The 25,719-nt window shown below is 43.6% G+C and carries 20 protein-coding genes and 1 pseudogene; 5 read left to right on the top strand and 16 right to left on the bottom strand.

The window, feature by feature from the left end; genetic code table 11:
* Positions 1-439 precede the first annotated feature (439 nt).
* Positions 440-1,150, bottom strand: coding sequence for an SIMPL domain-containing protein (locus L3V43_RS13965; protein WP_010607381.1), 711 nt, complete (start codon positions 1,148-1,150; stop codon positions 440-442).
* Positions 1,151-1,295: 145 nt separating this feature from the next.
* On the opposite strand from L3V43_RS13965, the gene L3V43_RS13960 reads away from it, so the two are divergent.
* Together L3V43_RS13960 and L3V43_RS13955 are read left to right on the top strand one after the other, a co-directional pair.
* Positions 1,296-3,965, top strand: a complete 2,670-nt coding sequence (locus L3V43_RS13960) for a bifunctional acetate--CoA ligase family protein/GNAT family N-acetyltransferase (protein ID WP_010607382.1) — start codon at positions 1,296-1,298, stop codon at positions 3,963-3,965.
* A gap of 32 nt (positions 3,966-3,997) precedes the next feature.
* Complete coding sequence (locus L3V43_RS13955; protein ID WP_237116774.1) at positions 3,998-4,945, top strand: ion transporter; 948 nt, start codon at positions 3,998-4,000, stop codon at positions 4,943-4,945.
* Between the two features lie 15 nt (positions 4,946-4,960).
* Here the strand turns inward: L3V43_RS13955 and L3V43_RS13950 are convergent, their stop codons facing one another.
* The 3 genes from L3V43_RS13950 to L3V43_RS13940 are packed head-to-tail and all read right to left on the bottom strand — an operon-like array spanning position 4,961 to position 10,063.
* Positions 4,961-9,415: an EAL domain-containing protein gene (locus tag L3V43_RS13950; protein ID WP_237116773.1), complete on the bottom strand. Its 4,455-nt coding sequence runs from the start codon at positions 9,413-9,415 to the stop codon at positions 4,961-4,963.
* A 19-nt stretch (positions 9,416-9,434) separates the two neighbouring features.
* On the bottom strand, positions 9,435-9,830 hold the full coding sequence (locus L3V43_RS13945; protein ID WP_235387605.1) for a GNAT family N-acetyltransferase: 396 nt from the start codon (positions 9,828-9,830) through the stop codon (positions 9,435-9,437).
* 29 nt (positions 9,831-9,859) lie between these two features.
* Positions 9,860-10,063, bottom strand: a complete 204-nt coding sequence (locus L3V43_RS13940) for a DUF3283 family protein (RefSeq protein WP_010607386.1) — start codon at positions 10,061-10,063, stop codon at positions 9,860-9,862.
* Positions 10,064-10,230: 167 nt separating this feature from the next.
* On the opposite strand from L3V43_RS13940, the gene L3V43_RS13935 reads away from it, so the two are divergent.
* Entirely contained in the window at positions 10,231-10,920 is a 690-nt protein-coding gene (locus L3V43_RS13935) for a hypothetical protein (protein WP_010607387.1), read from the top strand.
* Here L3V43_RS13935 and L3V43_RS13930 read toward each other — a convergent pair.
* The 5 genes from L3V43_RS13930 to pdhR form a co-directional block, all read right to left on the bottom strand.
* Positions 10,904-11,152, bottom strand: a complete 249-nt coding sequence (locus tag L3V43_RS13930) for a DUF1289 domain-containing protein (protein WP_010607388.1) — start codon at positions 11,150-11,152, stop codon at positions 10,904-10,906. The two genes, L3V43_RS13935 and L3V43_RS13930, sit on opposite strands and share 17 nt — an antisense overlap.
* 142 nt (positions 11,153-11,294) lie before the next feature.
* On the bottom strand, positions 11,295-12,719 hold the full coding sequence (gene lpdA, locus L3V43_RS13925) for a dihydrolipoyl dehydrogenase (protein WP_010607389.1): 1,425 nt from the start codon (positions 12,717-12,719) through the stop codon (positions 11,295-11,297).
* 211 nt (positions 12,720-12,930) lie between these two features.
* Entirely contained in the window at positions 12,931-14,823 is a 1,893-nt protein-coding gene (gene aceF, locus L3V43_RS13920; protein ID WP_237116772.1) for a pyruvate dehydrogenase complex dihydrolipoyllysine-residue acetyltransferase, read from the bottom strand.
* An 11-nt stretch (positions 14,824-14,834) separates the two neighbouring features.
* Positions 14,835-17,501 carry a pyruvate dehydrogenase (acetyl-transferring), homodimeric type gene (aceE, locus tag L3V43_RS13915; protein ID WP_206471282.1) on the bottom strand — a complete coding sequence of 889 codons (2,667 nt, stop codon included), beginning with the start codon at positions 17,499-17,501 and terminating at the stop codon, positions 14,835-14,837.
* A 70-nt stretch (positions 17,502-17,571) separates the two neighbouring features.
* Positions 17,572-18,321, bottom strand: a complete 750-nt coding sequence (pdhR, locus tag L3V43_RS13910) for a pyruvate dehydrogenase complex transcriptional repressor PdhR (RefSeq protein ID WP_010370324.1) — start codon at positions 18,319-18,321, stop codon at positions 17,572-17,574.
* Positions 18,322-18,558: 237 nt separating this feature from the next.
* Here pdhR and L3V43_RS13905 point away from each other — a divergent pair, with 237 nt between their 5' ends.
* A complete protein-coding gene (locus L3V43_RS13905; protein ID WP_157782819.1) occupies positions 18,559-18,702 on the top strand; it encodes a hypothetical protein in 144 nt (47 codons plus the stop codon).
* A gap of 202 nt (positions 18,703-18,904) precedes the next feature.
* On the opposite strand, the gene L3V43_RS13900 is transcribed toward L3V43_RS13905, so the two are convergent.
* Complete coding sequence (locus tag L3V43_RS13900; RefSeq protein WP_237116771.1) at positions 18,905-19,657, bottom strand: transporter substrate-binding domain-containing protein; 753 nt, start codon at positions 19,655-19,657, stop codon at positions 18,905-18,907.
* 229 nt (positions 19,658-19,886) lie between these two features.
* On the opposite strand from L3V43_RS13900, the gene L3V43_RS13895 reads away from it, so the two are divergent.
* A complete protein-coding gene (locus L3V43_RS13895; RefSeq protein ID WP_237116770.1) occupies positions 19,887-21,005 on the top strand; it encodes a DUF1570 domain-containing protein in 1,119 nt (372 codons plus the stop codon).
* A gap of 783 nt (positions 21,006-21,788) precedes the next feature.
* On the opposite strand, the gene L3V43_RS13890 is transcribed toward L3V43_RS13895, so the two are convergent.
* The 6 genes and pseudogenes from L3V43_RS13890 to L3V43_RS13865 all read right to left on the bottom strand — a co-directional run.
* The gene (locus L3V43_RS13890; RefSeq protein ID WP_102056229.1) at positions 21,789-22,049 is read right to left on the bottom strand and encodes a hypothetical protein; all 261 of its coding nucleotides are present in this window, start codon (positions 22,047-22,049) and stop codon (positions 21,789-21,791) included.
* Between the two features lie 84 nt (positions 22,050-22,133).
* A complete protein-coding gene (locus tag L3V43_RS13885; RefSeq protein ID WP_102056228.1) occupies positions 22,134-22,811 on the bottom strand; it encodes a GAD-like domain-containing protein in 678 nt (225 codons plus the stop codon).
* Positions 22,812-22,917: 106 nt separating this feature from the next.
* The gene (locus tag L3V43_RS13880; protein ID WP_237116769.1) at positions 22,918-23,346 is read right to left on the bottom strand and encodes a hypothetical protein; all 429 of its coding nucleotides are present in this window, start codon (positions 23,344-23,346) and stop codon (positions 22,918-22,920) included.
* 100 nt (positions 23,347-23,446) lie between these two features.
* Positions 23,447-24,238, bottom strand: coding sequence for a PoNe immunity protein domain-containing protein (locus L3V43_RS13875; protein ID WP_237116768.1), 792 nt, complete (start codon positions 24,236-24,238; stop codon positions 23,447-23,449).
* A gap of 9 nt (positions 24,239-24,247) precedes the next feature.
* Entirely contained in the window at positions 24,248-25,000 is a 753-nt protein-coding gene (locus L3V43_RS13870) for a PoNe immunity protein domain-containing protein (RefSeq protein WP_237116767.1), read from the bottom strand.
* A 12-nt stretch (positions 25,001-25,012) separates the two neighbouring features.
* Positions 25,013-25,719 (bottom strand): annotated as a pseudogene (locus L3V43_RS13865) (hypothetical protein); the annotation flags it as partial.

The following is a 25,719-nucleotide window of genomic DNA, read 5'->3' as shown; positions in this document are numbered from 1 at the left end:
CATTACATAAAAGATTATAAAGAGCTGTTAACTCACTGAGTATAGCCTTAACTGAGAAACAATTTGTTTATCAGGCTAATTACTACTAAGAATTATGATCCACCTGAGAACACATAAAAATTTAAAAATCAAATCGTTACCATCAAGTCCTGTATTATTACCCTTTAGCCTAAATTGACTAGCTCTACCCATCTAATCAATACACGCTGATAGAAAGGCACTATCTTTGGCTCAGCTTAAGATATTCCACTGATGATACAAAGTAATCAACCTGAGTCTTGGATAAGGAATAAGCTAACTTATTGTTTTTAAAGTTCACCTTAATTTCCCCCTTGTCCAGCCAGAGAGTTTTAGTGGTAACACTGCTTCCTGTAGGCAAGGCAAATTTACGCACCAATAGCTGGCATAGGGAGTGAATTCAATGCAGTTAGCGCTAATACTAATCCGATAAATAGTATTCTACGCTCGTGACCACACGTACAATTTTGATCTGCGGTGTATTACTGTCTCTATCGCGAATGCTAAATTGCCCTTGTCTTGCTGATTTTATTTTGCCAAGTACAGAGTCGGAATCTTTAGCAAATTTGACCGCCACTTCTCGTGCTTTTTGTGTGGCTTCTTGCACCATTTCAGGCTTAATATCATTAAGGCCAGTAAACAAATATTCAACTCGATTTTGATAATCATCTTTGGTGATGGCAATACCTTGTTTGGCCAGCTCACTTAACTGCCCTAGCGCTTGCGATACCTTATCTGGATTATTGGAGTACACTGTCACACCAGCTTTTGCCACATACCGAAATCCCTGATTATTTTGTCCGTACTCTTGGGCGTATTTATCTGTAATAGAAGGCGCTGATATCGAAAGCTCGGAAGCATCAAAGCCATGTAAGGTTAAGAACGCGCGGATAGCTGCGTTTTTCTTTTCAGTGCGCTCAACCAACGCTTCCAGATCGTTATCTGCATCACGATAAAATACAGGCCAAATCACCGTATCTGCCGTTACTTCCTTTTCCGATAACCCCTTTACACTTACCGTTCGCTCCATTCCTTTTACTTCTAGAATGGTCGATTTTACCATCCAGCCACTCACTATCACCGCCAGTGATAGCAAAGCCGCAGGAGCTAAATATTTACTCATAGTAGACATATCTTTGTCCTCAACGTTACGCCTCAGTCATGGTTTTCGTACAATTATTATAGGGATAGATCAAAGTCTACCTTAATTGCACTCGAAAACTGCGAGCAAAATGGTAGAGTGGTGCTTATGAGCTGCGGCTGAACTAGGAAACAGTATGAGCGTAAAGCGTATTAGCCAATTTTTTAACCCCCAATCTATTGCGGTGATTGGTGCTTCTAACAATCCAGATCGCGCCGGCTTTATTGTAATGCGTAACTTGCTGCAAGGCGGCTTTAAAGGGCCCATTATGCCCGTCAGCCCAAAACATACCGCAGTGCATGGAGTGCTTGCTTACAATACTATTAGACAGTTACCCAAAGTCCCTGATCTCGCTGTTATTTGTACCAACAAACAAACCCTAGTGCAAATCATCAATGAGCTTGGCGAAATTGGTTGTCAGCATGCAATCATCATCGCAGCAGGTCTCGATAATCAGCATAAACAACTATTAAAAGAAGCCGCCAAAATAGCCAAAGTCACCTTGCTTGGTCCTAATTGCCTCGGTTTACTCATTCCTCACTTGGGTATTAATGCTAGTTTTTCTCATACGGTTGCAGCACCCGGTAAGCTTGCTTTTATTTCACAATCGGCGGCGGTATGTTCAACCATACTGGACTGGGCACAACATAAAAAAATCGGCTTTTCTTACTTTGTTTCCGTTGGGGATTGCCTTGATATCGATTTCGACGAACTACTCGATTTCCTCGGACGGGATCCAAAAACCCAAGCTATTTTGCTTTATATTGATAATATCGACGATGTTAGGCGCTTTATTTCCGCAGCTCGAGCCGCTGCATTTAGTAAGCCCGTCATCGCCATAAAAACCGGTAAAACCAAGGCTGGCGCAATCGCTGCGCTGAATCACACCGGCGGCAATACCTCCGATGACGCAGTTTATGATGCCATGTTCCAACGTGCAGGTATGCTGAGGGTAAACGATCTTAGGGAGCTATTTGCTGCCACTCAAACCCTTGCTTTACACCCCAAATTGCTGCAAGTAGAACAGCTGACCATTTTAACCAATGGTGGCGGCCCTGGCATTATGGCGGTCGATACCTTACTACAGAACTCAGGCAAACTGGCGGTACTAAGCGAGCAGACCAAGCAAGCGCTCAGCGCCCTGATCCCACAAACGGATCATGCTTGTAACCCTATAGATATTTTTGGTGATTCCTCGCCAAAACGTTACCAACAAGCACTAGAAGTTCTGTTAAAAGCTGACGAAGTCAAAAACTTATTGATAATTCATACTCCTTCAGCGCTTGCGCCAAGTACCGCTTATGCCGAGATCATTGCACAGACCCTAGCCAAAATTCCAAAAATGGCACGCCCTTATGTGATGACAAACTTTATGGGTGAAGAAGCGGCATATGCTGCAAGGCTTGTATGCGCAAATGCTAAGATCCCAACTTATCGTACACCCGAAGGTGCAGTTGGTGCCTTTATGCACTTGGTGAGCTACCGCCGAAACCAAAAACATCTCACACAGACACCAGAATCCTACAGTGATGAAGACCAGCTGCAACACCTGCAAAGCAAACGTTTAATCAATGACTTTTTAAACTCTGGCGCCAATAAACTCGCGACCCATTTAGCTTCTCAAGTGCTGGCTAATTACGATATAGAATGTATAGAGACGCAAATTGCACTCACCCCCTCAGAAGCAAAAGAGCAAGCTCAGCAGCTTGGCTTTCCCGTTGCACTTAAGCTGATAAGTCATGACATCCCCTCTAAGTCGGAAGTGGGTGGGGTTGTGCTCAACCTCAATGATGCCGAAGAAGTAGAGCAAACCGCATTTTCGATGTTACTACGGATCCGTGAGGCTGCCCCCGAAGCTGAAATAGAAGGCTTCTCTTTACAACGCATGGCAAAACGCGCAGGAGGACAAGAATTACGGATAGCAGTAAAAACCGAACCTGGTGTTGGCCCTGTTATTTTACTGGGTGAAGCGGGCACCGGGCTTAATTTCTCGCAAGCTGCGGTGGCATTACCGCCACTGAATATGAACCTTGCAAAGTACCTGATTGCAGCCGCCCATGACAAAGGCTTTATCAAGGAGCGAGCACTGCCTGAAAAGGTCGATAAATACCGTCTGTGCGCCCTACTCACTCGTGTCTCTCAAATGGTAGTCGACCAACCCGATATTATTGATATGGAACTCAACCCTATTTTGGCCTGTTCGGGTCAGTTCCAAGTGCTCGACGCCAGTATTACGCTAAGACGATACGAGCCAGTATCAGGCCGTAAACGCTTGGCCATCCGGCCTTACCCCCGAGAGTTGGTAAAAACCGTGACATTAAAAGATGGCCGCCCTGCAACCTTGAGACCTATTCGTCCTGAGGATGAAAGAGCGCACCAAGAATTTGACCAGTCTTTAAGTAAAGAAGATAGATACCGCCGCTTTTTTGGCGAGCTGCCGCAATTTAATCATGAGCAACTCGCCAAAATGACGCAAATTGACTACGACCGAGAAATGGCGTTTATCGTCACTGTGCCGAATAAATCTAGCTACCAAACGCTTGGGGTATCACGCGTATTGATGGACCCAGATAACCAAGTGGCTGAATTTGCCGTAGTGGTACGCTCAGACTGCCAAGGACTTGGGCTTGGACGAATACTCATGGAAGCTGCTATAAAACACTGTCGTAAACAAAACGTACAAAGTATAGAAGGGATCACTCTGCCAGAAAATAGCGGTATGATAGGTCTTGCCAAGAAGCTCGGATTTACCGTATCTCGAGATTTTGAGGAAGGCACCATTCAGATGGTGTTACACTTAAACTAAACACAAAAAAGATAAGGGATGCTGGCAACTTGATGCAACTTCACATCAGAGAAAAAACGGCTGCGGTGCTCGAGGCTACAGGGCAATACCGCCGACTCGGGCGGGCAGTTGATATCTTCCTCATCACGCTGATTTTAACCAATGTCGTTGCCATCGTGTTGGAATCTGAGCGCGACTTAGCAACTGTGTACCATCACTACTTTCTCACCTTAGAGTTAGTCAGTGTGACCATCTTCGCCATTGAATACTTACTGAGATTTTGGTGCTGTGTCGATAAGCTTGATTACCGCCATTTGGATATACCAAATTGGAAAAAGCGCCTAAAGTATCTGATATCACCGCTGGCGGTGATTGATCTCATCGCTATTTTGCCAACCATATTAATGGCCTTTATCACCTTTGATCTGCGTTTTTTACGTGTTATTCGATTACTCAGGATCTTTAAGCTGACGCGCTACTCTCGGGCCATGCAGTTGCTACTCGCAGCATTTAAAGAAGAATCGAGTTCATTACTTGCCGCCTTTTTTATCATGAGCGTTGTGCTAATCATGGCCTCTTGCGGAATTTATCTTATTGAACACGATGTGCAACCGGATAAATTTGGCTCCATTCCTAAAGCGATGTGGTGGGCGATGGCTACTCTAACCACCGTGGGTTATGGCGATGTTGTGCCTATCACCCCGCTTGGACAATTTTTTGGTGGCCTTATCACTTTACTCAGTATGGGCATGGTCGCGATCCCCACCGGCCTCTTGGCCTCAAGCTTTGCGGACCAAATGCGCAAACGTCGAGATGCATTCAATGAGGCGGTATTGCATGCGTTAGTCGATGGTGATGTCGACAAAAGTGAACAAGCCCATTTAGAAGCCCTTCGTGTAGAGCTTGGCTTAAGTCAATTGGAAGCAAACCAAGCAATTAAACTAATGAGTAGTCAACGCGTCCATCATATGTACTGTCGTCACTGTGGTAAAAAACTGTAGCCAAAGAGACTACAGCTATATTTCAGAGAGTAGCTGCGCGACTTGTTCGCCACTAATCGCCGAGCTGAAACGGTAACCTTGATAATAATCAACTTGCTCTGCTTTGATGCGTTGATACTGTAGATCGTTTTCCACCCCTTCTGCGACACATTTTAATCCCAATCCATGCGCTAAATTTACACATGAGCGAATAATTAAATAGCTTTCAGGATCCTCAGCAATTTGCTGTACAAAGCTTTTATCTATCTTGATGACATCAATAGGCAATTGTTGCAGATAGGTCAAAGAGGCATACCCCGTCCCAAAGTCATCCATATAGATACGACAGCCCAGTGCTTTTATTTCTTTCATCACTTTCACCGCGCTCTCAACGTTAGAAAGCAGAGCTGTTTCTGTTATCTCAAAGGCCACAGAATGACCCGACACTTTACTGCGGCACAGTGCTTGTTGAATATCCTCGACTAAGCTTGAGGATTCAAAATCAATGGCCGAGAGATTAATGGATATATATAGGTCTTGCTTCATGGTTTGCCAGTGTCTCAATTCAACTAATGCCCGAGAAAGGGTTTGTAAGGTAAGCTCGGTAACGACACCGGCATGTTCAGCAGCAAGCGCATACTCCTGCGCACAAAACTCGCTATTTTCAGGCCAGCGTAATAGCGCTTCAAAGCCAAGCAGAGTATCGCTTTCTACATCGACAATAGGCTGATAATGATTACTAAATTCACCATTTTTTAAGGCCCTCATAAGTGCTTGCTCGACTTCTCGTGAACGCCTAACCTTGCCATTCATTTCTTCGCGAAAAAACTGATAACTGGAAATTTGCTGTACATTAACATGCTCAAGCGCAGCCTTTGCAGCTTGGTTTAACTCAAAAGCGTCTGACGCATCGTCGGGATACATTGCAATACCAATGGCAGGTTGCATAAGTACGGTATGCCCTGCGGCTTCAATTGGAGTACTAAATGAGTGAACCAAACACTCAACATACTGATGAACCTGTTCAGGGTTGTCGAGGTGCTCCATCAACACATAAAACGACTTATCATGCCCCGTCGCTAAGCTATCTAACTCACGGAAGCAGCAGCGTAGCTTTGTTGCAAGCAGAGGAAGCAACTCAGCGACAAAGTCTGCACCATAGATATCGTATAGGTTCTGCAAACGGTTAAACTTTATGACCAAAAGTGCGAAATGTGTATGTTGCGAATGCACGATTGCGTGCTGCACTCTATCCATCAATAACGCTTTATTTGGTAACTTAGTTTGTAAATCATAGTTAGCAAGCTGGTATAGCTCTTTTTCTGTGCGCTTTTGCTGGCTAATATCGGTAAGCACCACCACATAACTGTATAGTTCACCATCGCTATTCGCCACGGCACTAATTTTTATAAGTACGTCTCTTTCATCACCATTGGGCAAACTCACCACTTCCTCAGAGCTTAAATGCTGATGCACAGCCAGCGCCAACGTCTGGCGTAGATACATCATACGTTTTTGTCTCGACATCCCAAGCTTCACCGCAGTGCTTGATGATGGGATAGAGTCAAGGTTAAAGGCATTTTGCATCGCCCGATTACAAGCCTGAATACGCAGTCTTTTGTCTAAGATCATTACCCAGTCACGGGTCTGCTCAAACGCCGCCCCAAATAATGCGGCTCGCTCTTCAAATAAACGCTCACGCGTTAAGTTGGTATAGGTGCCTGCCACCTGAGTTGGATTACCTTCATCCCACTCAAGTACCTTGCCAAAGTCCTTATACCAACGCCACTGACCTTTGCTGTCTTTTAATCGATAAGTACAGTCGATAAAGCCTTTGTTCGTTGTGACGAACTCAAGCCACTGTAAGCGAAACATGGCTCTATCCGAGGGATGTATCTTTTGCAGATAGTCATCCAAGCCGACACTCTCAAGTTCGTAATCGAGCTCCGTAACTAATCGAGGCTGATAGATTAAGGTACTACCCGCATGCCACTCCCATACGCCGGAGTTACTTCCCTCTAGCGCCATTTTCAACCTAGCTTCGCGGTCTTGTGTTTCCTTATGAGCGGCAAGAATAAGTTGCTCAACGCGATACTTTCGATAGCTCCAAAGAGACAGTAGTAAGAGCGTAAGAAAAACATATCCGGCAATCGCAACAGGTGAGCGCCACGCGGGGTAATTTACATTAATGGTTAATTTTGCAGGCGGTGTATAATCTCCCGTTAACGGATCTTTAGCCCAAACTTTTAACGCATATTCACCGGGATTAAGTTTAGGAAATACCACGCGATTTTGATTACGACTCAGGATCTTCTGACCACCAGATATTTGATACTCATAAATAATCCGATCCTGATAACTAAATGCCATTGCAGAGAATGACACTTCGAGTCCAATGTCATCATGCTCAAGCTCGATGTGATCAAATTGCTTTAATCCGGCTTTTTGATTTGGGCGAGAAATTAAATCCACGCTGGTGATATTGACATGATCAAGTAATGGCTTTTTAGGTCTGTTGTCATCAGGAGAAAACACCACAAACCCTTTCAACATACCATAGGCTATGCGACCGTCTTCCAACATCACCGACGCGCCACCGTTAAACTCATTAGAAAGTATGCCATCTTCGGTCGTGAATTGTTGTAAATGCAAATTATCTGGGTCTAGACGCCAAATACCTTTATGAGATGACATCCAAATCATACCTTCCTTGTCTTGGCGCATTTCATACATCAAAGTATCTATTTTGTGGGCTTTTAAATCGATGTTATAAATTGGCTCGTAACCATCTAACGTCAGACCAATCAAACCAAAGGATGATAGCGACAACCACAAGATATTATTTTTATCTATGGTGTAGGTAGTGATATCGACCGCTAAATGCTTATTTGCTTTCGGCGCTTTATAGATCTCAGTTAGCGTTTCCAACTGCGGATCATATTGCAGCAATACGCCAGCATAGTAGTAAAGGGGTTTAAGCGGTTCGTTTGGAAGTGGTGGGTAGAAGCCATAAGTAAGAAACGGATCGACATTTTCAAATGACTTCGTCAGGTGTGTCAGCTCTGCTGTATTAATATCGTAAACGAACATCCCAACGTCACTATTGACGAAATAAAACTTACCATCAGATAACAACTCCCCACCTTTCACAAAGGATGTCAATATCTCTTTATCTTCTGGATTGTTAGCCTTGGGCCTTGTTACTTCGTGAGTAATAGGGTCAAAGACAAACAGTCCTTTTACCGTCGTGAGCCAAAGCTTATTTTTATACTCCGCAATCTTCCAGATAATAAACTCTGAGAGAATTTCGTCACCCAAGTAACCCTTTAGAAACTGTTTAGTCTCTCTGGTTTTTGGATTGTATCGTGTTAGGCCGTCATTCGTTGCCAGCCACAAAAATTGATTAGATTCATGCATCGCCCAGACATTACTGTGAGAAAAACCTTCACCTTCAACGGTAAGATCACTAACATTATCAAACGCCAGCGTACTGTCTGGTAAGTAAAATGCACCGTCTTCTTTTGTGGCGACCCAAAGGCCACCATAGTTGTCTTTAACAATATCGATAATACTGGTATTTGACGGCAAAAATACGCTTGAAGACAAACGCCTATCTCGAACCGCATTACCATCTTCAATCGTGTAATAAACAAGACCTTTGTCAGTACCAAGCAGCAAGGTATGTTCATCATGCCTGAGCATTTTCCATATGTTTAGTTCGGGAAGCAGCGTTTTAAACTGTACCTCTGCGTCAAAATCTTTTAGTAGTTGAGAAATATCTAGCTCATACATCCCCTGAACCGCACCCACGAGCAAGGTATCCTGGTCTAAAATAAATAGTGATTTAGTATTTGTTTGATAAGGATGTTCAATGGGAGCAAGGTGATCGAGGGTTCTTAATTTTTTCGTTGTTAAATGATATGCAAACAAGCGCTCTGAAGTGGCGATAAACAAGATGTCTTGATGTTGATAAACAGCGCGTATAAAACCACTTTCTTCATCTAACGGTAAAGTCACCTCACTCTTGAGCTTACCTGAGTGGATATTGAGGGTCGCAACATCATTGGTACGCACAACCCACATATGATCATCATCTTTGGTCAAAACAATATTAACCAAATTAGAATAAAACTCGTCCTCTGTAGACGGTGGTTCTATATATTTTCTATACTCATCTTTCATCGGATCGTATCGCAGTAACCCTGCAATACCCGTCGTGATCCAAATCCCACCAAGGTTGTCCTGATAGATATAATTTACCTGCACTTTATCAAGTACGCCATCGGGTCCATTTACATCCAATACCTGATAGCCATCGTAACGGTTAAGCCCACCTTCAGTGGAAAGCCATAGATACCCTTGCTCGTCGATAAGCAGTGTATTGACGTAGCTTTGTGATAACCCTTCAGCAGGTGAAAGTCGTGAAATTTGCGCGGCATTTACCAATGCAGTAAATAGGCAAATGCAAAATATAAAACACAGGCGAAACATAAAAGGCCGAGATTGTTAATTAGACGTAATACATTGCCACGAGTTGACGGTTTTGTCCAAGATAACTAGATAAGCGAGAAGCGAGTTCAGACGGTAATTGGCATGAGTTATTTTGAAACCCAAGTGCGGTATAAAAATGACAGAGGTGGCGATATGCAAAGGTATAAACTGTTTGCCCAGGGTTTACACTGCGAAAATGATAAACAGCTGATTCAATTAATTTTTTTGCAACACCTTTGCGTCTAAACTGCGGTGCAACATAAACGCCTACAAGTAACCAATAGCCATCTACAGGCTGTAAACGACAAGCCGCTATAATTTTACTATTATCTTTAACTACCCAAACGTTGTCGTGTTTTGCAGCTCGTCCTCGTGCTTTTTGAGCATCATAAAACTTATTAACGAGCGGTGTCATTATCGCTGGGAGTAGTTCAACCGAATACATCAAGCAAGCATCAGGCTCAAGTAAAATTCAAACTTTTGCTTCAACGTATCCTGTTCAGAGAGTGGCCTTTGATTGATCGCATCATAGATTGCTTCTCTACTTTTTTTGCCTCGTTTTATTTGGTACGCCCAAAACGATGCTTCATACTCAAGTTGAATTTGGTATTTTTCTTGTCTAGGTAGCAAACATAGGTTGTGGCTCATTACACATCATTCAATTTTAAGTGAAGGGAACCACAAGTGTATCACAAGCCAACACACCTATTGCAGCAAAATCTAGTTTTGATTAAACCGAGATGCTGTGCACTTTTTTGTAAAAATTATGTATACTAATAGCCTCTACTTCTAAGTAATCAGTTGACGGAGTTGGATTGAAAACCGCATTACTATGTTTAATTATGATGATTTCAACGGCGACTCAAGCAGCCACAGACACGCCAAAAGTTATGCATTTCAATCAACCGCCAAAGACCCCGCAAGCACTCTATGTAATTGAACTTATGGGAATGGTTTATCAATCTCTCGACATAGAGCTACGCCTTGAAGAATTTAATCACAAAGGCTCTCTAATTGCAGCTAATGCAGGAAACCTAGATGGACAGTTAGCTCGAGTTGCGAGCGTGGAAAAGGAGTATCCAAACTTGCGTCGTGTTGATTACCCGTTATTTCAGTTTAACTTGCAGCTATTCACCCTTTGTGGCGATTGTAAACTTAGGGAGCTTCAATCCTTAACGGTTCGCAGCGGCTATCCTGTAGCGACCACATATTTGGCTGAGCACCAAATCCAAGCTTATGTTATCGGGGTGAAAAGCGCGGTCGCACAACTCAATTTAGTCATGCAGAAGCAAGTTGAAGGAGCACTTATTCTCGACTTTCACTTGAAGCCACATTTAAAAAATATCAATGAAGAAACCCTACAAATAAAAAATTTAGCCGTGGTTGAGAGCTTTCACTTCGTGCATAAGCGCAATGAACAATTAATTCCACTAATCAAGGCAAAACTAGAGGAATTCGAACGAAAGGGGGTAATAAAAATGCTCAAAGCTAAATATCAAATTTAAAGTTTTCTCCTGTTTGCTCATCTGCTTGCTCCGTTTTTGATTTACGTTGCAAGTACCTTTTATATCGTTGCTGACACAGCGCAATAACTTTACGTTTTTGCTCGTTATTAAGATTATTCCACTCAAAGCGCTCTTCGCGACTGCGATAGCAACCTTTACAATAACCGCGATTATTTACCTGACAGATCCCCTTACACGGACTTGGGATCTCAAATATCTCAATTTGTTCCATGTACACTCAACACTTTTGCCCCTTTTCTAAGCATACTGTTTAGTAACTAGTCTGCCAAGGTTATAAAGAGCGAGTTACAACCTAGGGTCCCAAAAACAAAAAAACCCAGCACAAGGCTGGGTTTTTGAAAGCTCAGAAAAACTTACTTTTTCTTCACTGCTTTTTTGTTTGGAAGGTCAGTGATTGAACCTTCGAAGATTTCAGCAGCTAGACCGATTGACTCGTTCAACGTTGGGTGAGCGTGGATAGTAAGCGCTAGGTCTTCACCGTCAGCACCCATCTCTACTGCTAGGCCAATTTCACCAAGCATTTCACCTGCATTGATACCAACCATAGCACCACCAATCACACGACCTGACTCTTTATCAAAGATAAGCTTAGTAGAACCTTCAGTACGTGCAGAAGCGATTGCACGACCAGAAGCAGCCCACGGGAATACCGCAGTTTCAATGCTTAGACCTTGCTCTTTTGCTTCTTTCTCAGTCACACCAACCCAAGCGATTTCTGGATCTGTATATGCAATTGAAGGAATACACTTAGGATCGAAGTAATGCTTCTTACCAGAGATAACTTCAGCAGCAACGTGACCTTCATGAACCGCTTTGTGTGCAAGCATAGGTTGACCTACGATGTCACCGATAGCGAAGATGTGATCAACGTTGGTTTTCATTTGCTTGTCAGTGCTGATAAAGCCACGCTCATCAACATTTACGCCCGCTTTGTCAGCGTCGATTAGCTTACCATTTGGTGTACGACCAACAGCAACTAGTACTTTGTCATAACGAACTTGGCCTTCTGGTGCTTGCTTGCCTTCGAAAGATACGTAGATACCGTCTTCTTTCGCTTCAACAGCAACAACTTTAGTAGAAAGCATCACGTTAAACTTGTCTTTAACGTACTTTTGGTAAATCTTGATAACGTCTTTGTCAGCCGCTGGTACTAGTTGATCAGCAAACTCAACTACGTCAATCGCTGAACCTAGTGAACGGTAAACAGTACCCATCTCAAGACCAATGATACCACCACCTAGTACAAGTAGCTTTTCAGGCACGTCTTTAAGCTCAAGTGCACCTGTAGAGTCGATGATACGCTCGTCTTCAGGAATGAAAGGAAGGCTTACAGGCTGAGAACCCGCTGCAATGATTGCGTTATCAAAGGTCACTGTTTTCGCACCGTCAGCACCTTCAACTGCGATAGTGTTAGAACCTGTGAACTTACCGTAGCCGTTAACTACAGTTACTTTACGCATCTTAGCCATTCCGCCAAGACCACCTGTAAGTTGACCGATCACAGACTCTTTCCATGAACGGATTTTGTCTAGGTCAATTTGTGGAGCACCGAAAGAAACACCGTGAGAAGCCATTTCTGCTGCATCATCAATTACCTTTGCAACGTGAAGAAGGGCTTTTGAAGGGATACAACCAACGTTCAAGCACACACCACCTAGCGTGTCGCGAGATTCGATTAGTGTAACGTCTAAACCTAAGTCTGCTGCACGGAATGCTGCAGAGTAACCACCAGGACCACCGCCTAGTACAACAACTTGAGTTTTGATTTCGTTGCTCATGTTATTACCTTAACTGTTATTTGAACGGGTTTACTCGTCGAGAGTAGCCGACCCAAAGTGCCTGCCAAACACCCGATTCGGGGCACAGGGCAGAGAGAGTTATTATTGCTCGAAAGTGTATCATTCACACTCTCTATTGTCCCGCCTAATTATCAAGCGGAACAACAAAATACAAGAAAACCGCATCACCTAAGTCATGCGGTTTCTATTCTTACATTACTAGCTGGCGAATATCGCTTAGGTAGTTTGCAAGTGTCACAGTAAAGCGAGCTGCTAGCGCGCCGTCAATGACACGATGGTCGTATGAACAGCTTAGCGGCACCATTAGGCGCGGCTCGAACTCTTTACCATTCCATTTCGGTTTGAAGTCTGACTTAGAAACACCCAAAATCGCAACTTCAGGAGCATTTACGATTGGCGTAAACGCCGTACCGCCGATACCACCTAGGCTTGAGATAGTGAAACAGCCGCCCTGCATATCAGCAGACGTCAGTTTACCGTCACGTGCTTTCTTGGAAATTTCCATCAACTCGCGTGATATCTCAATGATGCCTTTCTTGTTCACGTCGCGAACAACAGGAACCACTAGACCATTTGGTGTATCAACCGCGATACCGATGTGAACATATTTCTTCAAGATTAAGCTCTCACCATCTTCAGATAGTGAAGAGTTAAACGTTGGGAACTCTTCAAGTGCTTTTGCAGCCGCTTTCATCACGAATACTAATGGCGTGATCTTCACACCCATTTTCTTCTTCTCAGCTAGCACATTCTGTTCTTTACGGAACGCTTCAAGCTCAGTGATATCTGCTTCGTCAAACTGCGTAACATGTGGGATTTGTACCCAGTTACGATGAAGGTTTGCACCCGATAGCTTATTGATGCGAGAAAGTTTCTTCTCTTCTATTTCACCAAACTTGCTGAAATCTACTTTTGGCCAAGGAATAAGACCAAGCTCACCGCCGCCAGTGTTGCCACCTTTTGCGATTTGACCAGATTCAACTTGCTTAACCAGCTCTTTCACGTAGTTTTGTACGTCTTCTTTTAGTACACGGTTCTTACGACCTGTACCTTTAACGCGAGCTAGATTAACTCCAAACTCACGCGCTAAACGACGTACCACAGGTGATGCGTGGGCATACTGATCATTCGCTACAAAATCATCTTTTTGTGCAGAGGCTTTTGGTGCTTCAGATTTTGCCGCTGAAGCCGCAGGCTGAGCTGGTTTTTCTTCAGTTTTAGCAGCTGCCTGAGGTGCAGGTGCCGCGCCTTTCACTTCGAATACGAAGATTAAAGAACCCGTTGATACTTTGTCGCCGGCATTGACTTTGATCTCTTTAATCGTACCTGCAAACGGAGCTGGTACTTCCATTGAAGCCTTGTCGCCTTCAACCGTGATAAGCGATTGCTCTTCTTCAACGCTGTCGCCAACAGCAACCATGATTTCAGTAACTTCAACTTCGTCGCCACCGATATCTGGTACATGCACTTCTTTTTCAGCTGATGCAGCAGGTGCTTGCTCTTGAGCAGGCGCTTCTGCAGCTTCGGTAGTCGCAGGTGCATCACCGCTACCTGCCACTTCGAAGATGAAGATCAATGAACCGGTTGACACTTTGTCACCCGCGTTGATTTTCACTTCTTTGATAGTGCCTGCAAATGGTGCTGGTACTTCCATTGAAGCCTTGTCGCCTTCAACCGTGATAAGCGATTGCTCTTCTTCAACAACATCGCCCGCAGCTACTAAGATTTCAGTTACTTCAACTTCATCGCCACCAATATCTGGTACGTGAACTTCTTTCACTTCTGTCTTGCCAGAGGCGTTTGCTTCTGGCTTAGCTTCTTCTGCTGGTTGCTCTGCCGGTGCTTCTTCACCTGCCGCTTCAAAAACCATGATCAAAGAGCCAGTCGATACTTTATCGCCTTCCGCTATTTTGATTTCTTTAACTGTTCCCGCCACAGAGGCAGGTACTTCCATTGATGCTTTGTCGCCTTCAACAGTGATAAGCGATTGCTCTTCTGCAACCGTGTCACCTACGCTTACTAGGATCTCGGTTACTTCAACCTCATCGGCACCAATATCTGGAACATGAATTTCGATTGCCATCACTCGTCCTCTTATGCGTAAAGTGGGTTAGTTTTGGTGGTGTCGATATCAAATTTCTTGATAGCGTCAGTCACTACTGATTTTTCAACTTTGCCTTGCTTAACTAGCTCGCCAAGTGCAGCAACTACCACGTAACCGGCATTCACTTCAAAGTGACGACGTAGGTTTTCACGGCTGTCTGAACGACCGTAACCGTCTGTGCCAAGTACTTTGTAAGATGCGCTCGGCATAAATGCACGTACTTGATCAGCGTAGTTTTTCATGTAATCCGTAGCAGCAATTGCTGGCGCGTCACCAAGTACGCTGGTGATGTAAGCCACTTTTTGCTCTGCTTCTGGGTTAAGCATGTTGAAACGCTCTGCATCTTGACCGTCACGAGCAAGCTCGTTAAATGACGTTACAGAGAATACGTCTGAACCGATACCGTAATCGTCGCTTAGGATCTGCGCCGCTTTACGTACTTCGTTCAGAATAGTACCCGAGCCCATTAGCTGAACCTGTGCTTTATCGCCTGTGTAGCTTTCAAGCTTGTAAATACCCTTACGAATACCTTCTTCAGCGCCTTCAGGCATTGCTGGCATATGGTAGTTTTCGTTCATGAGCGTTAGGTAGTAGAACACGTTCTCTTGCTCTGGACCGTACATACGACGGATACCATCTTGTAGAATAACCGCTACTTCAAATGCAAACGTTGGGTCGTAAGAAATACAGTTAGGCACTGTACCTGCTTGAATGTGTGAGTGACCATCTTCGTGCTGTAGACCTTCACCATTTAGCGTTGTACGACCGGCAGTTGCCCCTAATAGGAAGCCACGCGCTTGTTGGTCGCCCGCCATCCACGCCATATCACCTACACGTTGGAAACCAAACATTGAGTAGTAGATATAGAACGGGATCATTGGTAGGTCGTTCGTGCTGTATGACGTTGCCGCTGCAACCCATGAAGACATCGCGCCTAGCTCATTGATACCTTCTTGTAGTACCTGACCTGACGTTGCTTCTTTGTAGTAAGAAACGATATCGCGGTCTTCTGGGCTGTAGTTTTGGCCGTGCGGGTTGTAAATACCGATTTGACGGAATAAACCTTCCATACCAAAGGTACGTGCTTCATCAGCAATAATTGGAACAATGCTCTTGCCGATATTCTTGTCTTTTAACAAGATATTAAGCGCACGAACGTATGCCATTGTGGTTGAGATATCACGCTTTTGTTCTTCTAGAAGCGGTTTAAATGCATCTAGTTCAGGTAGCGTAAGCGTTTCTGTGAAGTTAGGTAAACGCTTAGGTGTATAACCGTGAAGCGCGTTACGGCGAGCATGTAGATATTCGTGCTCTTTTGACCCTTCTTCTAGCGTCAAGTAAGGTAGCTCTTGTAATTGCTCATCAGATACCAAGTCATCTAGGCCTAGACGTGAACGTAGGTGTGCTACGTGTGTCATGTCCATTTTCTTAACTTGGTGAGCAATGTTTTTGCCTTCAGCCGCAGCGCCCATGCCGTAACCTTTTACAGTTTTAGCTAAGATCACAGTTGGACGACCTTTGGTTTCTTGTGCCGCTTTAAATGCAGCGAATAGTTTAGATGGCTCATGACCACCGCGCTTTAACGCGAAGATTTCATCGTCAGTCATATCAGCAACAAGCGCTGCTGTTTCTGGGTAACGACCGAAGAAGTGTTCACGTACGAAGGCACCATCTTTTGCTTTGTAAGTTTGGTAATCACCGTCAACTGTTTCATTCATCAGTTGCAGCAATTTACCCGTAGTATCTTTGGCAAGTAGCTTATCCCAACCAGAACCCCAAACGACTTTGATCACGTTCCAACCAGCACCTTTAAATAGGCCTTCTAGTTCTTGGATGATCTTACCGTTACCCATTACTGGGCCGTCAAGACGCTGTAGGTTACAGTTGATTAGGTAGCATAGGTTGTCTAGTTTTTCACGGGCAGCGAAAGAAATCGCACCACGTGATTCTGGCTCGTCCATTTCACCATCACCAAGGAAGGCGTAAACGCGTTGCTCAGACGTATCTTTTAGACCACGGCCATCTAGGTATTTAAGAAAACGCGCTTGGTAGATAGACGCGATTGGACCTAGACCCATAGAAACCGTTGGGAACTGCCAGAATTCAGGCATTAACTTAGGGTGTGGGTATGAAGAAATACCGTTACCGTCTACTTCCTGACGGAAGTTATCTAGCTGCTCAGCGCTTAGGCGGCCTTCAACAAATGCACGAGCATAAATACCCGGAGAGATGTGGCCTTGGTAATACACTAAGTCACCACCGTCTTTCTCGTTTGGTGCACGGAAGAAGTGGTTGAAACACATTTCATAGAATGCAGCTGACGACTGGTAAGAGGCCATATGCCCGCCCAGCTCAAGATCTTTCTTCGAAGCACGAAGTACGATCATGATCGCATTCCAACGGATGATAGAGCGAATACGACGCTCAAGGTTCACATCCCCTGGATACGCAGGCTCTTGATCTGCTGGGATAGTGTTGACATAGTTAGTCGTAGTGCCTGTTGGCATATCTACGCCATCAAGACGCGCTTGCTCTAATACTTGCTCTAACAAGAACTGAGCGCGCTCTACGCCTTCTTCTTTTACGACCGACTCAAGCGCCTGTAACCATTCTTGGGTTTCTAGCGCGTCTACGTCAATTTTATTGACTTCAGACATATGGAGTGTTCCTTATGTTTAAAATACGAATTTATTCTATTTGTGCCAATTCTTACTGAATCAAGTCCGATTACTGCTGTTTTGTTCTACGCAGTGAACGTTCTATTCGCGAACGCTCTTTACCGGCTTCTAATAACGCTTCTTCGATAAAGGCTAAGTGGGCGTTACTAGCAAGTCTTGCTTGTTCAGGGTTACCATTGATCACCGCATCTAATAACAACTTTCTGTGCTCACCGAGCTGCTCACTCACGTCTGATTTTTGCACCAAGACCGTTAAGTTTTGCAACACGTTTTGCTCAAGCAGTGACTGCATCCCTTTTACAAGATGAAGCAGGACGACGTTATGTGACGCTTCTGCAACGGCAAAGTGAAAAGCATTAATTGCCCTTGCCTTTTGCATCAAGTCATCACCTATCTCTGCAATATTGTCAAAGCTTTGTTGTACCTTTGCAAAGTCATTCTCTGTGCCCCTGAGTGCCGCATAGTAGGCGGCGATGCCTTCTAATGCATGACGAAACTCAAGTAAATCGAACTGAGATTCTGGATGCTTACTGATCAAGTCAAATAACGGATCAGTCAGCCCTTCTTCTAGCTGATTTTTAACATACGTGCCACCACCTTGCCGACGGGTAACAAGCCCCTTAGCTTCCAATTTCTGGATAGCCTCACGAAGTGATGGACGCGACACTTCAAACTGCTTAGCTAGTTCACGCTCAGGCGGCAACTTTGCACCGGGTAATAACGAGCCCTCGAGGATCATATTCTCAAGCTGTTCTAGTATTACGTCGGATAATTTTGCTGCTTTAATCTTTAAAGACATTGAAATAACGCCAATTTTTTATGATGTGACCTAGCCAGACCGCTGACTTATTTTAATCAATTTGGTAAGAATTAACTTCATAGGTAAATTGGTCATACCAAATTTGCACAATACGTTATCAAAATCCATGACAACTGTCAAAATTCAGCCCAATTCAATAATTAGCTGAGTGTAAAAACAACAGTTGGCGTGCATAAACTTTAACCAAGAATCGGGCAAATTTAAAAGGTGATTTAAATGGTCAGACCAGATAGACATATACCATTTAACGCTAAATCAAGCTGCTGGAAAGGCGGTTTGGATAAGGCAAGTCTAAATCTAAAGCAGCCAATGACGATTCAAGATAGTCTTTACGATTGTTGGCTGCAAAGCATGCTCTAAAATCCCACTGAATACACTATTAGGCTTTATGTGTAATAACATTCTTTATGCTTTATATACCGTCAAAATAGCCAACAGGCTATGAAAAACATTAAAAACATTAAAAACATTAAAAACATTAAAAACAAATTTAGATTCTAACTTATGAATGATTTCGCAACGGATCAGGACATTATTTGGTTTTAGCAAAACCAAAAAGCAATCAATCAGTAAACACACGAGAGCAGCGAGCACGATACTGAGCAACATAGTCTTCATCCGCCCATAATTTTTTAAGCCCTTCGTTATACAACTCGACATATTCACTATGATGCTTATTGATAAGCAAATAGCCTTTTTGGATAAAAGCGGGGATCGCTTGCGCAGCTAATAACTCCGCTTCTTCCGCAGGCAGTTCCTGCTGATAGGACTTCGCCGATTTTTCGTCCATAATCATAATATCCGCACGGTTTCGTAGGATCAGTGCCACATTTTTACTGGTATACGTGGCATATGAAGTTTTGATTTCAAGCGTCTCTATCGCCTCTAGCAGAGAAGGCGGATAAGTTAACCCTTGATTGAGCAACAATCTAAATGGCTTGAGATCTGCGTAACTCGTATAGGTAAACGCTAAATCTCGATGATGATAAAAGCGTGCTGTTTCTTCAGTGAGTGGGTATTGAGTGTAAATATAGTCTTTGCTCCTTTGCTCACTGTAATACCAATAAGCACTACCAATGTAAGCCGCCTTCATTCCCTCTTGATAGGCGCGTTCCCAAGGCATAAATAAAAATCGGACTTTGATATCAGAGAGCGCAAAGACATCTCGGATCACAGCAGCCACACAGCCTTGATCTTGTTTCGCTTGATCTAAGTACGGCGGCCATTGCCCCGTCGTAATATTCACCTGAGTATCAAACGCGCTCGCACTCCCGCCCACACAACACAGTAAAATCAACGGCCAAACTACTTTCATCTGTATGCTCTGTTATTTTTTCAAAAAGTATAGGCAACGAATTAGATTATGGGTACATTGTTGTAGAAAAAAGAATGGCAAATCATGCAAACGATACGCTATGACACACTAAAGTAGATGTTATTTAATGCCATGGGAGTAAGCCGATAATCAAATTACCCATTGCCAAGTTTACCAATAATCGAGTATAACCAGAGTCTCTGGGCATGTATTACACAAGGATATCACTTTGGTTTGGCGGGTCTTTGTCCTACTACTTATCATCACGCTGATATTGTTTGCGCTTTATTTTATCTACCCAAGTGCAGCAGCAAACTCGATGCGGTCTATCAAACCTTTATTGACTGAATTAGGCATACAGCTAGACACCCATACCGAAAAACGTTTAAGTCAGCCAGACACCACTCCTCACCTAACGGTTGCACCACCAAAAGTAACAAGACAGCAGCTACCTGAAATACCAGAAAAAACCTTTTATAACCTAAACGGGCACAGTGATATTGTTAATATGTTCAGCGGTATCTCAACACCTACCTGCGGAGCACTAAAGCGCGAAGTATTTTCCTTGCAAACGCAATTCAACGACATTGAAAATTTTAAACTTAATCTAACGGGTGAACCCGTGAGCCCTTATGTTGAATATCAGGCACAGCAAGCCCTCAACGTGGTGTATATGATGTTTAAGCACTTTTTTAACCAGTTAGCGCATAAAAAAGCCTTATCTCCCATCCAGTTGAACATGCATATTGCCGCCAATGACGCTGACTACAATGAGCTAATCCTCTCTCGCGATGCCGAGCCCGCTGGCACCTTGGGCATGTACTTCTTGTTTCAAAACCAAGGCTTTATCAATGGCGGTCGCACTGAAGAAGAAACGCTAAGAACGCTCATTCATGAGTCAGTGCACGCCCTCGTTTTTTACTATTTCGGCGTAACCCCTCGATGGGTAACGGAAGGCTTAGCCGAGTATTTTGAGCACCTAAGAATTACCGAAACAGGTCAATTTTCAGTTTACCTCTCTGACGAAGATTGGTTAACGAAAGAAGGGATTTTGAAATCGCGCTTTGCCAAGCTTGATATTAACACCCTATTCAATAGCGAAAATCAGTGGCAAACCATGCAAAGTACCACCTTATATGCCAATAGTTATCTGTTTACGGGATTTATGGTCGAGCACAACAGCAACGCTTTTTTCGAGTATTTACGACAAGAAAGCAGCAACCCGTGCAATATTGTACCTGCACAAAACATCGAGCTACTCTTTCGTAATTTTAATGAAAACGTCGAATCACAATTTGAGGGATGGCGTAACACACCTCGCCAAATTCAACGTGGCGCATGGCAATAACTCTCCCTGTGAGGGTATAGCAATTAAGCTGTTTGTAACAATGACAAAAAACTATCAGCATAGCCTCCTAATTAGCATTGCAGATAGTTTTGTAGGGAGGCGGTTCACCCTCCGAGAAGTGTGCTTTTCGGGTAGTCGTAGCCCACGGATAGGCGTCGAAACCAGTCAGGAGGACGGGCTGACTTTACGGTAAATTCCGAGCTACCAGCCGTTAGCAACATAAACCTCCATGTTTAATATCAAAGCGCATCCATGCGCTCCTCGTTCATTCTTTTTAAACGACGAAAAAGAACGAACCAAGAAAACGTCGCCCCAACATCACACTTAATCCTCAAATCCTAAGCCGATATAGTGCAACCGTCTTGTAAGGCACGTCCCTGTACCAGACAAGACTTGGCCGACATCCTGTCGGCACTTTGCATATCGACTTAGGATTTTCGGGTGTGATGAAGGGGGAATAAAGTTGCTTGTGGAATTTCCACTTTCTCAGTAGCAATAGAGTAGTTTATAAGCTCAAAAGCGGCTCCAGCCTCACAGTGTAAATAGCGTTGTGGGAGGCGGTTTACCCGCCGAGAAGTTATGCTTTTCGGGTAGTCGCAGCCCATGAATGGGCGTCGAAAACTGTCAGGAGGACGGGCTGACTTTACGATAAATTTCGAGCTATCAGCCGTTAGCAAAATAAACCTCCATGTTTAATATCAAAGCGCATCCATGCGCTCCTCGTTTATTTTTTTTAAACGACGCGATCGAGCGAACCGAGAAAACGTCGCCCCGGCATCACACTCAATCCTCAAATCCTAAGCCGATATAGTGCAACCGTCTTGTAAGGGTGAGGTTGCCAAAGCCACTGCCTTTTACTGTGATATTACCTTGGCTTTGAATGAGTTGACTTCCCGCCGGGGCGGTGATGGTAAGGTTGTTGTCTGCCTTGAGCTTTATATCACTTTGGATAACACTGCGATGGCTGCGACCCGCCTTAAGGGTGATATTTTGTGTGGCACTTACGTCAATTTGATTGGCGATGAGTTCAAAGTTAATCATCATCGCATTTTCAATTAATAAGTAAGTGTTTTTAGTGGTAAGGAGTTAAGTGGTTTTTATTTGCTACTTTAATAACAGGAGCATTTATTATGAATAAGCCTTAGCTATAAGCCCTTGTTGGTCTAGTATTTCTTTCTGACCAAATGATGCTAATACACTTAGATGGGCGAAAATATTTACTTTACTGACATTGTCAATGGTAGGCTGCCCACCAAGAAAAAAAGCGGGTTCAAAAGCATACATTTCGTTATATTTTAATTGAGATAATCGAAGTTTACATTTCTCAAAAAGTAAGCCTCCACTCGTATCATCTATATCCAGCGATGTTGGCCTTTTTGCACTAAAGAAAAACTGTATGGCATCGTTTTCTTCTCCAACTGCTATGTCTTCGGCATTACCTTCTTTCTCTATAATCCAACCGTGAGATGGGTCGATTAGATATTTATGTCCAAATTTCTCTCCCCATAAGAATAGCTCACCAAATGCACTGCGAGCAATTACATAATATGTGTCTTGCTCGACGATAACTGTATCTCCAAGCCATGCATCTAAGGTATCATCATAATCATCGGGATTAGTTAACCAAAAAAGCCCTTCCCCGAAACCAGAAAACCCGTATTCACTCCAATATTCTAATAATCTAGTAGGCAGTTTACCTTCAAACTTTTTTATTATTTCTGCTGGGGCTTGATGTTTTTCAGTAGGCTCTTCAAATTTTTCAAGAAACCACTCGAAATCTTCATCTATTTCAAATTGTTTGGTCATTATTCTAACCTCCTTACTTACACCGTTCTAATTCTATATTCACTTGGGTGGTAGGGCCCATTGTTCTCAACGCAAACCTTGCTGCCTCATCCATACCGGAAACTCCCTATAAACTGAAACGTTTTACCGTGGCTTGCATGCCTTCGATGGCGGCGTCTGGAAGTAGTAGGTCGTAGTGCCAACTGCTAGACATTTCATCGAGTGAATCGCGCAGGCCTTTGACGATGTTTTTAACTTCCGTGGCGGATTGTTTTCCTAGGTCTTGCCAGTTGATGTCTCTTAGGTATTTAACTGGGTCGCCTTTGCCGAGCTTGCGTAAAACGGCAAGCGCAGCCGAGAGGGATTCTCCAGTATTTTTTAAGATAACCTTACCTACGCCTTTGACTGCTGAGCCCACAACTGGCACTAAACCAATACCCGTTAGGGTAAAGGCAAGCCAAGCGTCGGTGTCGTTGGCTTCATCATCGTCGGTCAGTAACATGACATTGGCAATGATATCTCGTAAATCCATGACTTGGTCGATAATCGGTATCATGGAAATCGAGGGGCGACTACTGTCGGTGAAGGTTAGCTGCCTAGCCCAGCAACACCCAAGTGGTTCAGCCTATCCTTTCTTAAAAATCATGCGCAGAAGTTTATCTGATTAAATCAACCGGAACATAAACACTATCTTCTAAGGATTCTCTTGGTATTTCTAGAATATTAGCGACTAAAGCTAATTCAAAGCACCAATAGCCAATGTAATAATCCGTGTACTCGAATTCGCATTCACAGGTGTGATTATCATGCCAGTCCGCCAAACCCTCTAACTTGTTGTACCAACTTTGTGCAAATTGGTTGAGTAAATCAGGCTTTTGTTCATTGGGTACTGTAAAAGCGAGTGAAAGGTTTTGATAGATTTCAGGGTAATAGAGTGTGGGCGAAATAGGTCTATCGTTATCACCAAGTGCAATGGCTACATTATCAAGTAAGGTGTCTTTGCCGCGTTCGCCAATAACATCGAGCACTTCTTGAATATGAGCTGGAGCGACATCACAGGCTTGTAAAAGTGCCAGCCACCACAAAGTGTAGATATAACGATTGATATTAGGGGAGCCGACAGCATCGATTTGCCCGCCCAACTTTTCAAAAGCATGGCGGTATATTTGATGATTTGCAGGTAACTTATCACAGTAGTGAGTCAGTTGTTTGCGATACGGCAAAATCGCTTCGGTATAGCGCTTAACATCCCCAAGGTGAGCACCATATGAGTAGTGCGCTATCGCTCGCATAATCGCGAGCTGATATATACGCTGGGCAACATCGACTCGCTCGCTAGGTGTGGTAAAATTACCTGCATCGAGGGCTTCCTGTGTTTCTTTAATGCCAACTTCGATGTCGACTAAGAACTCTTCGAAATAATCGTTACTTCTCCGTGTATCGCGCACCTTTATCTCCTACTGATTATCTTGCCAATGTACGAGGTCTTTGGGGTAGTATGGGTGGTCAATAAAGCTGCTGTCATCAATATTGAATAATTTAACAACTAAAGCAGCTCCCCAACACCAATAACCAATATAAGCATCATTGTCCATTAAATGATAATCGGGGTTACCCTCTGCCTTGTACCAAGCGTCAAGGTAAGCTTTAACTAGAGATGGCCGCTGTTCTGGACTTCCTTCTACAACGTTATATAGTTTACCGAAACGCTTTTTGAATAGAGTATCCGTAGCGACCTCGCGATTGGTGTCACCTAATTCAACAGCTAATTTATCAAGTAAAGCGTCTTGTCCTTGATTAGCAATCAGTGTTAGTGCTTGCAAGTAGTAATCTCTTCCCATATTTAAACAGTAAGCGAAACTGAGCCAGATAATAGTTCTTCTCATATCATCTTCATGTAACTCTTCCGAGTCAATTCGCATAACTTGTTCATGTTCAGGCAGAGCATCGGCATAATCCTTTTGCCATTGACGATAAGTTAGTGTATCTAGCAATAAGGGTTTAAATTCTGCTAGATTATCACCACGAGAGTACTTTTGATGGAGCAAATACGTAGAGTCACTAACAAGCCCAAATGCAATTTGCATTTTTGAGCTCAATGACAATGAGCCATCGTTTTTTAAGTCCTCTATATCTTCCTCTATGCACTCACGCTTAAAAGCAACTCTATCATCAAAGTAATTTTTATCTTTTATTGTATCTCTTAACATATGTTCAACTCATTAAAGGGTTATGGGCTTTACAATTTTTTTGGCAACACTATCAAGCTCAGTTACAATCAAACTATCATCTAATGTGTTCCTAATTAGAAGTTTTTGTACAGTGCCATCATTCCTTCTTAATCCTTTTAAGATTTTTCTGCGGTCTTGCTCGCTAATCCCTGCTTTTTCTAATCGCTCATCCGTGACCCAATTATTATGCATCTGCTTACCATCATCAGTCATACCCAAAGGGGAAGTATTATATTTAGCTTCTGTAATAACAAAATCAGGTGGTGGGTTTGGATGTAAATAAATTCCGTCAATACCTTGTTCACCTGGCTTGTAATTACCATCGGTTTTACCTAGTGGTGTATAGCCATTCTCCAACATTAATTGGTGTGCATTGTACTCACCAGTAGCACCTTTTCTATGGTTTAATGATTTATGTTGCGTAAAGTCACTAGGTGTTTTGCGTGATGGCGGATTAACTTTGTTAACTGGGGCACCTTTGAGATCGTTTCCTTCTGGAGCTGAAAGCTCTGGCGCTTTAGATTTCTTCGGCACATTGGTAACACCAACCTGTGGTAACTCCCCCTGATACTCATCCAGTGCTTTATTAACTCGCTGCCCGATTTCTTGGGCGGCTTGTTGCATATGCTGGTCGATTTTGGGGGTGACGTCGTCTAGGCGTTTTACCGTGGCTTGCATGCCTTCGATGGCAGCGTCTG

Origin of the sequence: Pseudoalteromonas sp. L23 (genome assembly GCF_021728455.1) — a bacterium.
Taxonomy (GTDB): Bacteria; Pseudomonadota; Gammaproteobacteria; order Enterobacterales; family Alteromonadaceae; genus Pseudoalteromonas.
Note: the sequence above shows the minus strand (reverse complement) of the source record. Positions and strands in the feature narration are given on the sequence as shown.

Excerpts from the sequence above, each read along its gene's own strand:
- L3V43_RS13870 (WP_237116767.1), bottom strand. The coding sequence starts at position 25,000 with ATGTTAAGAGATACAATAAAAGATAAAAATTACTTTGATGATAGAGTT.
- L3V43_RS13950 (WP_237116773.1), bottom strand. The coding sequence starts at position 9,415 with ATGTTTCGCCTGTGTTTTATATTTTGCATTTGCCTATTTACTGCATTG.
- L3V43_RS13890 (WP_102056229.1), bottom strand. The coding sequence starts at position 22,049 with ATGATGATTAACTTTGAACTCATCGCCAATCAAATTGACGTAAGTGCC.
- L3V43_RS13955 (WP_237116774.1), top strand. The coding sequence starts at position 3,998 with ATGCAACTTCACATCAGAGAAAAAACGGCTGCGGTGCTCGAGGCTACA.
- L3V43_RS13885 (WP_102056228.1), bottom strand. The coding sequence starts at position 22,811 with ATGACCAAACAATTTGAAATAGATGAAGATTTCGAGTGGTTTCTTGAA.
- aceE (WP_206471282.1), bottom strand. The coding sequence starts at position 17,501 with ATGTCTGAAGTCAATAAAATTGACGTAGACGCGCTAGAAACCCAAGAA.
- L3V43_RS13900 (WP_237116771.1), bottom strand. The coding sequence starts at position 19,657 with ATGAAAGTAGTTTGGCCGTTGATTTTACTGTGTTGTGTGGGCGGGAGT.
- pdhR (WP_010370324.1), bottom strand. The coding sequence starts at position 18,321 with ATGTCTTTAAAGATTAAAGCAGCAAAATTATCCGACGTAATACTAGAA.
- L3V43_RS13965 (WP_010607381.1), bottom strand. The coding sequence starts at position 1,150 with ATGTCTACTATGAGTAAATATTTAGCTCCTGCGGCTTTGCTATCACTG.
- L3V43_RS13940 (WP_010607386.1), bottom strand. The coding sequence starts at position 10,063 with ATGAGCCACAACCTATGTTTGCTACCTAGACAAGAAAAATACCAAATT.
- aceF (WP_237116772.1), bottom strand. The coding sequence starts at position 14,823 with ATGGCAATCGAAATTCATGTTCCAGATATTGGTGCCGATGAGGTTGAA.
- L3V43_RS13945 (WP_235387605.1), bottom strand. The coding sequence starts at position 9,830 with ATGACACCGCTCGTTAATAAGTTTTATGATGCTCAAAAAGCACGAGGA.
- L3V43_RS13960 (WP_010607382.1), top strand. The coding sequence starts at position 1,296 with ATGAGCGTAAAGCGTATTAGCCAATTTTTTAACCCCCAATCTATTGCG.
- lpdA (WP_010607389.1), bottom strand. The coding sequence starts at position 12,719 with ATGAGCAACGAAATCAAAACTCAAGTTGTTGTACTAGGCGGTGGTCCT.
- L3V43_RS13880 (WP_237116769.1), bottom strand. The coding sequence starts at position 23,346 with ATGATACCGATTATCGACCAAGTCATGGATTTACGAGATATCATTGCC.
- L3V43_RS13905 (WP_157782819.1), top strand. The coding sequence starts at position 18,559 with ATGGTCAGACCAGATAGACATATACCATTTAACGCTAAATCAAGCTGC.
- L3V43_RS13930 (WP_010607388.1), bottom strand. The coding sequence starts at position 11,152 with ATGGAACAAATTGAGATATTTGAGATCCCAAGTCCGTGTAAGGGGATC.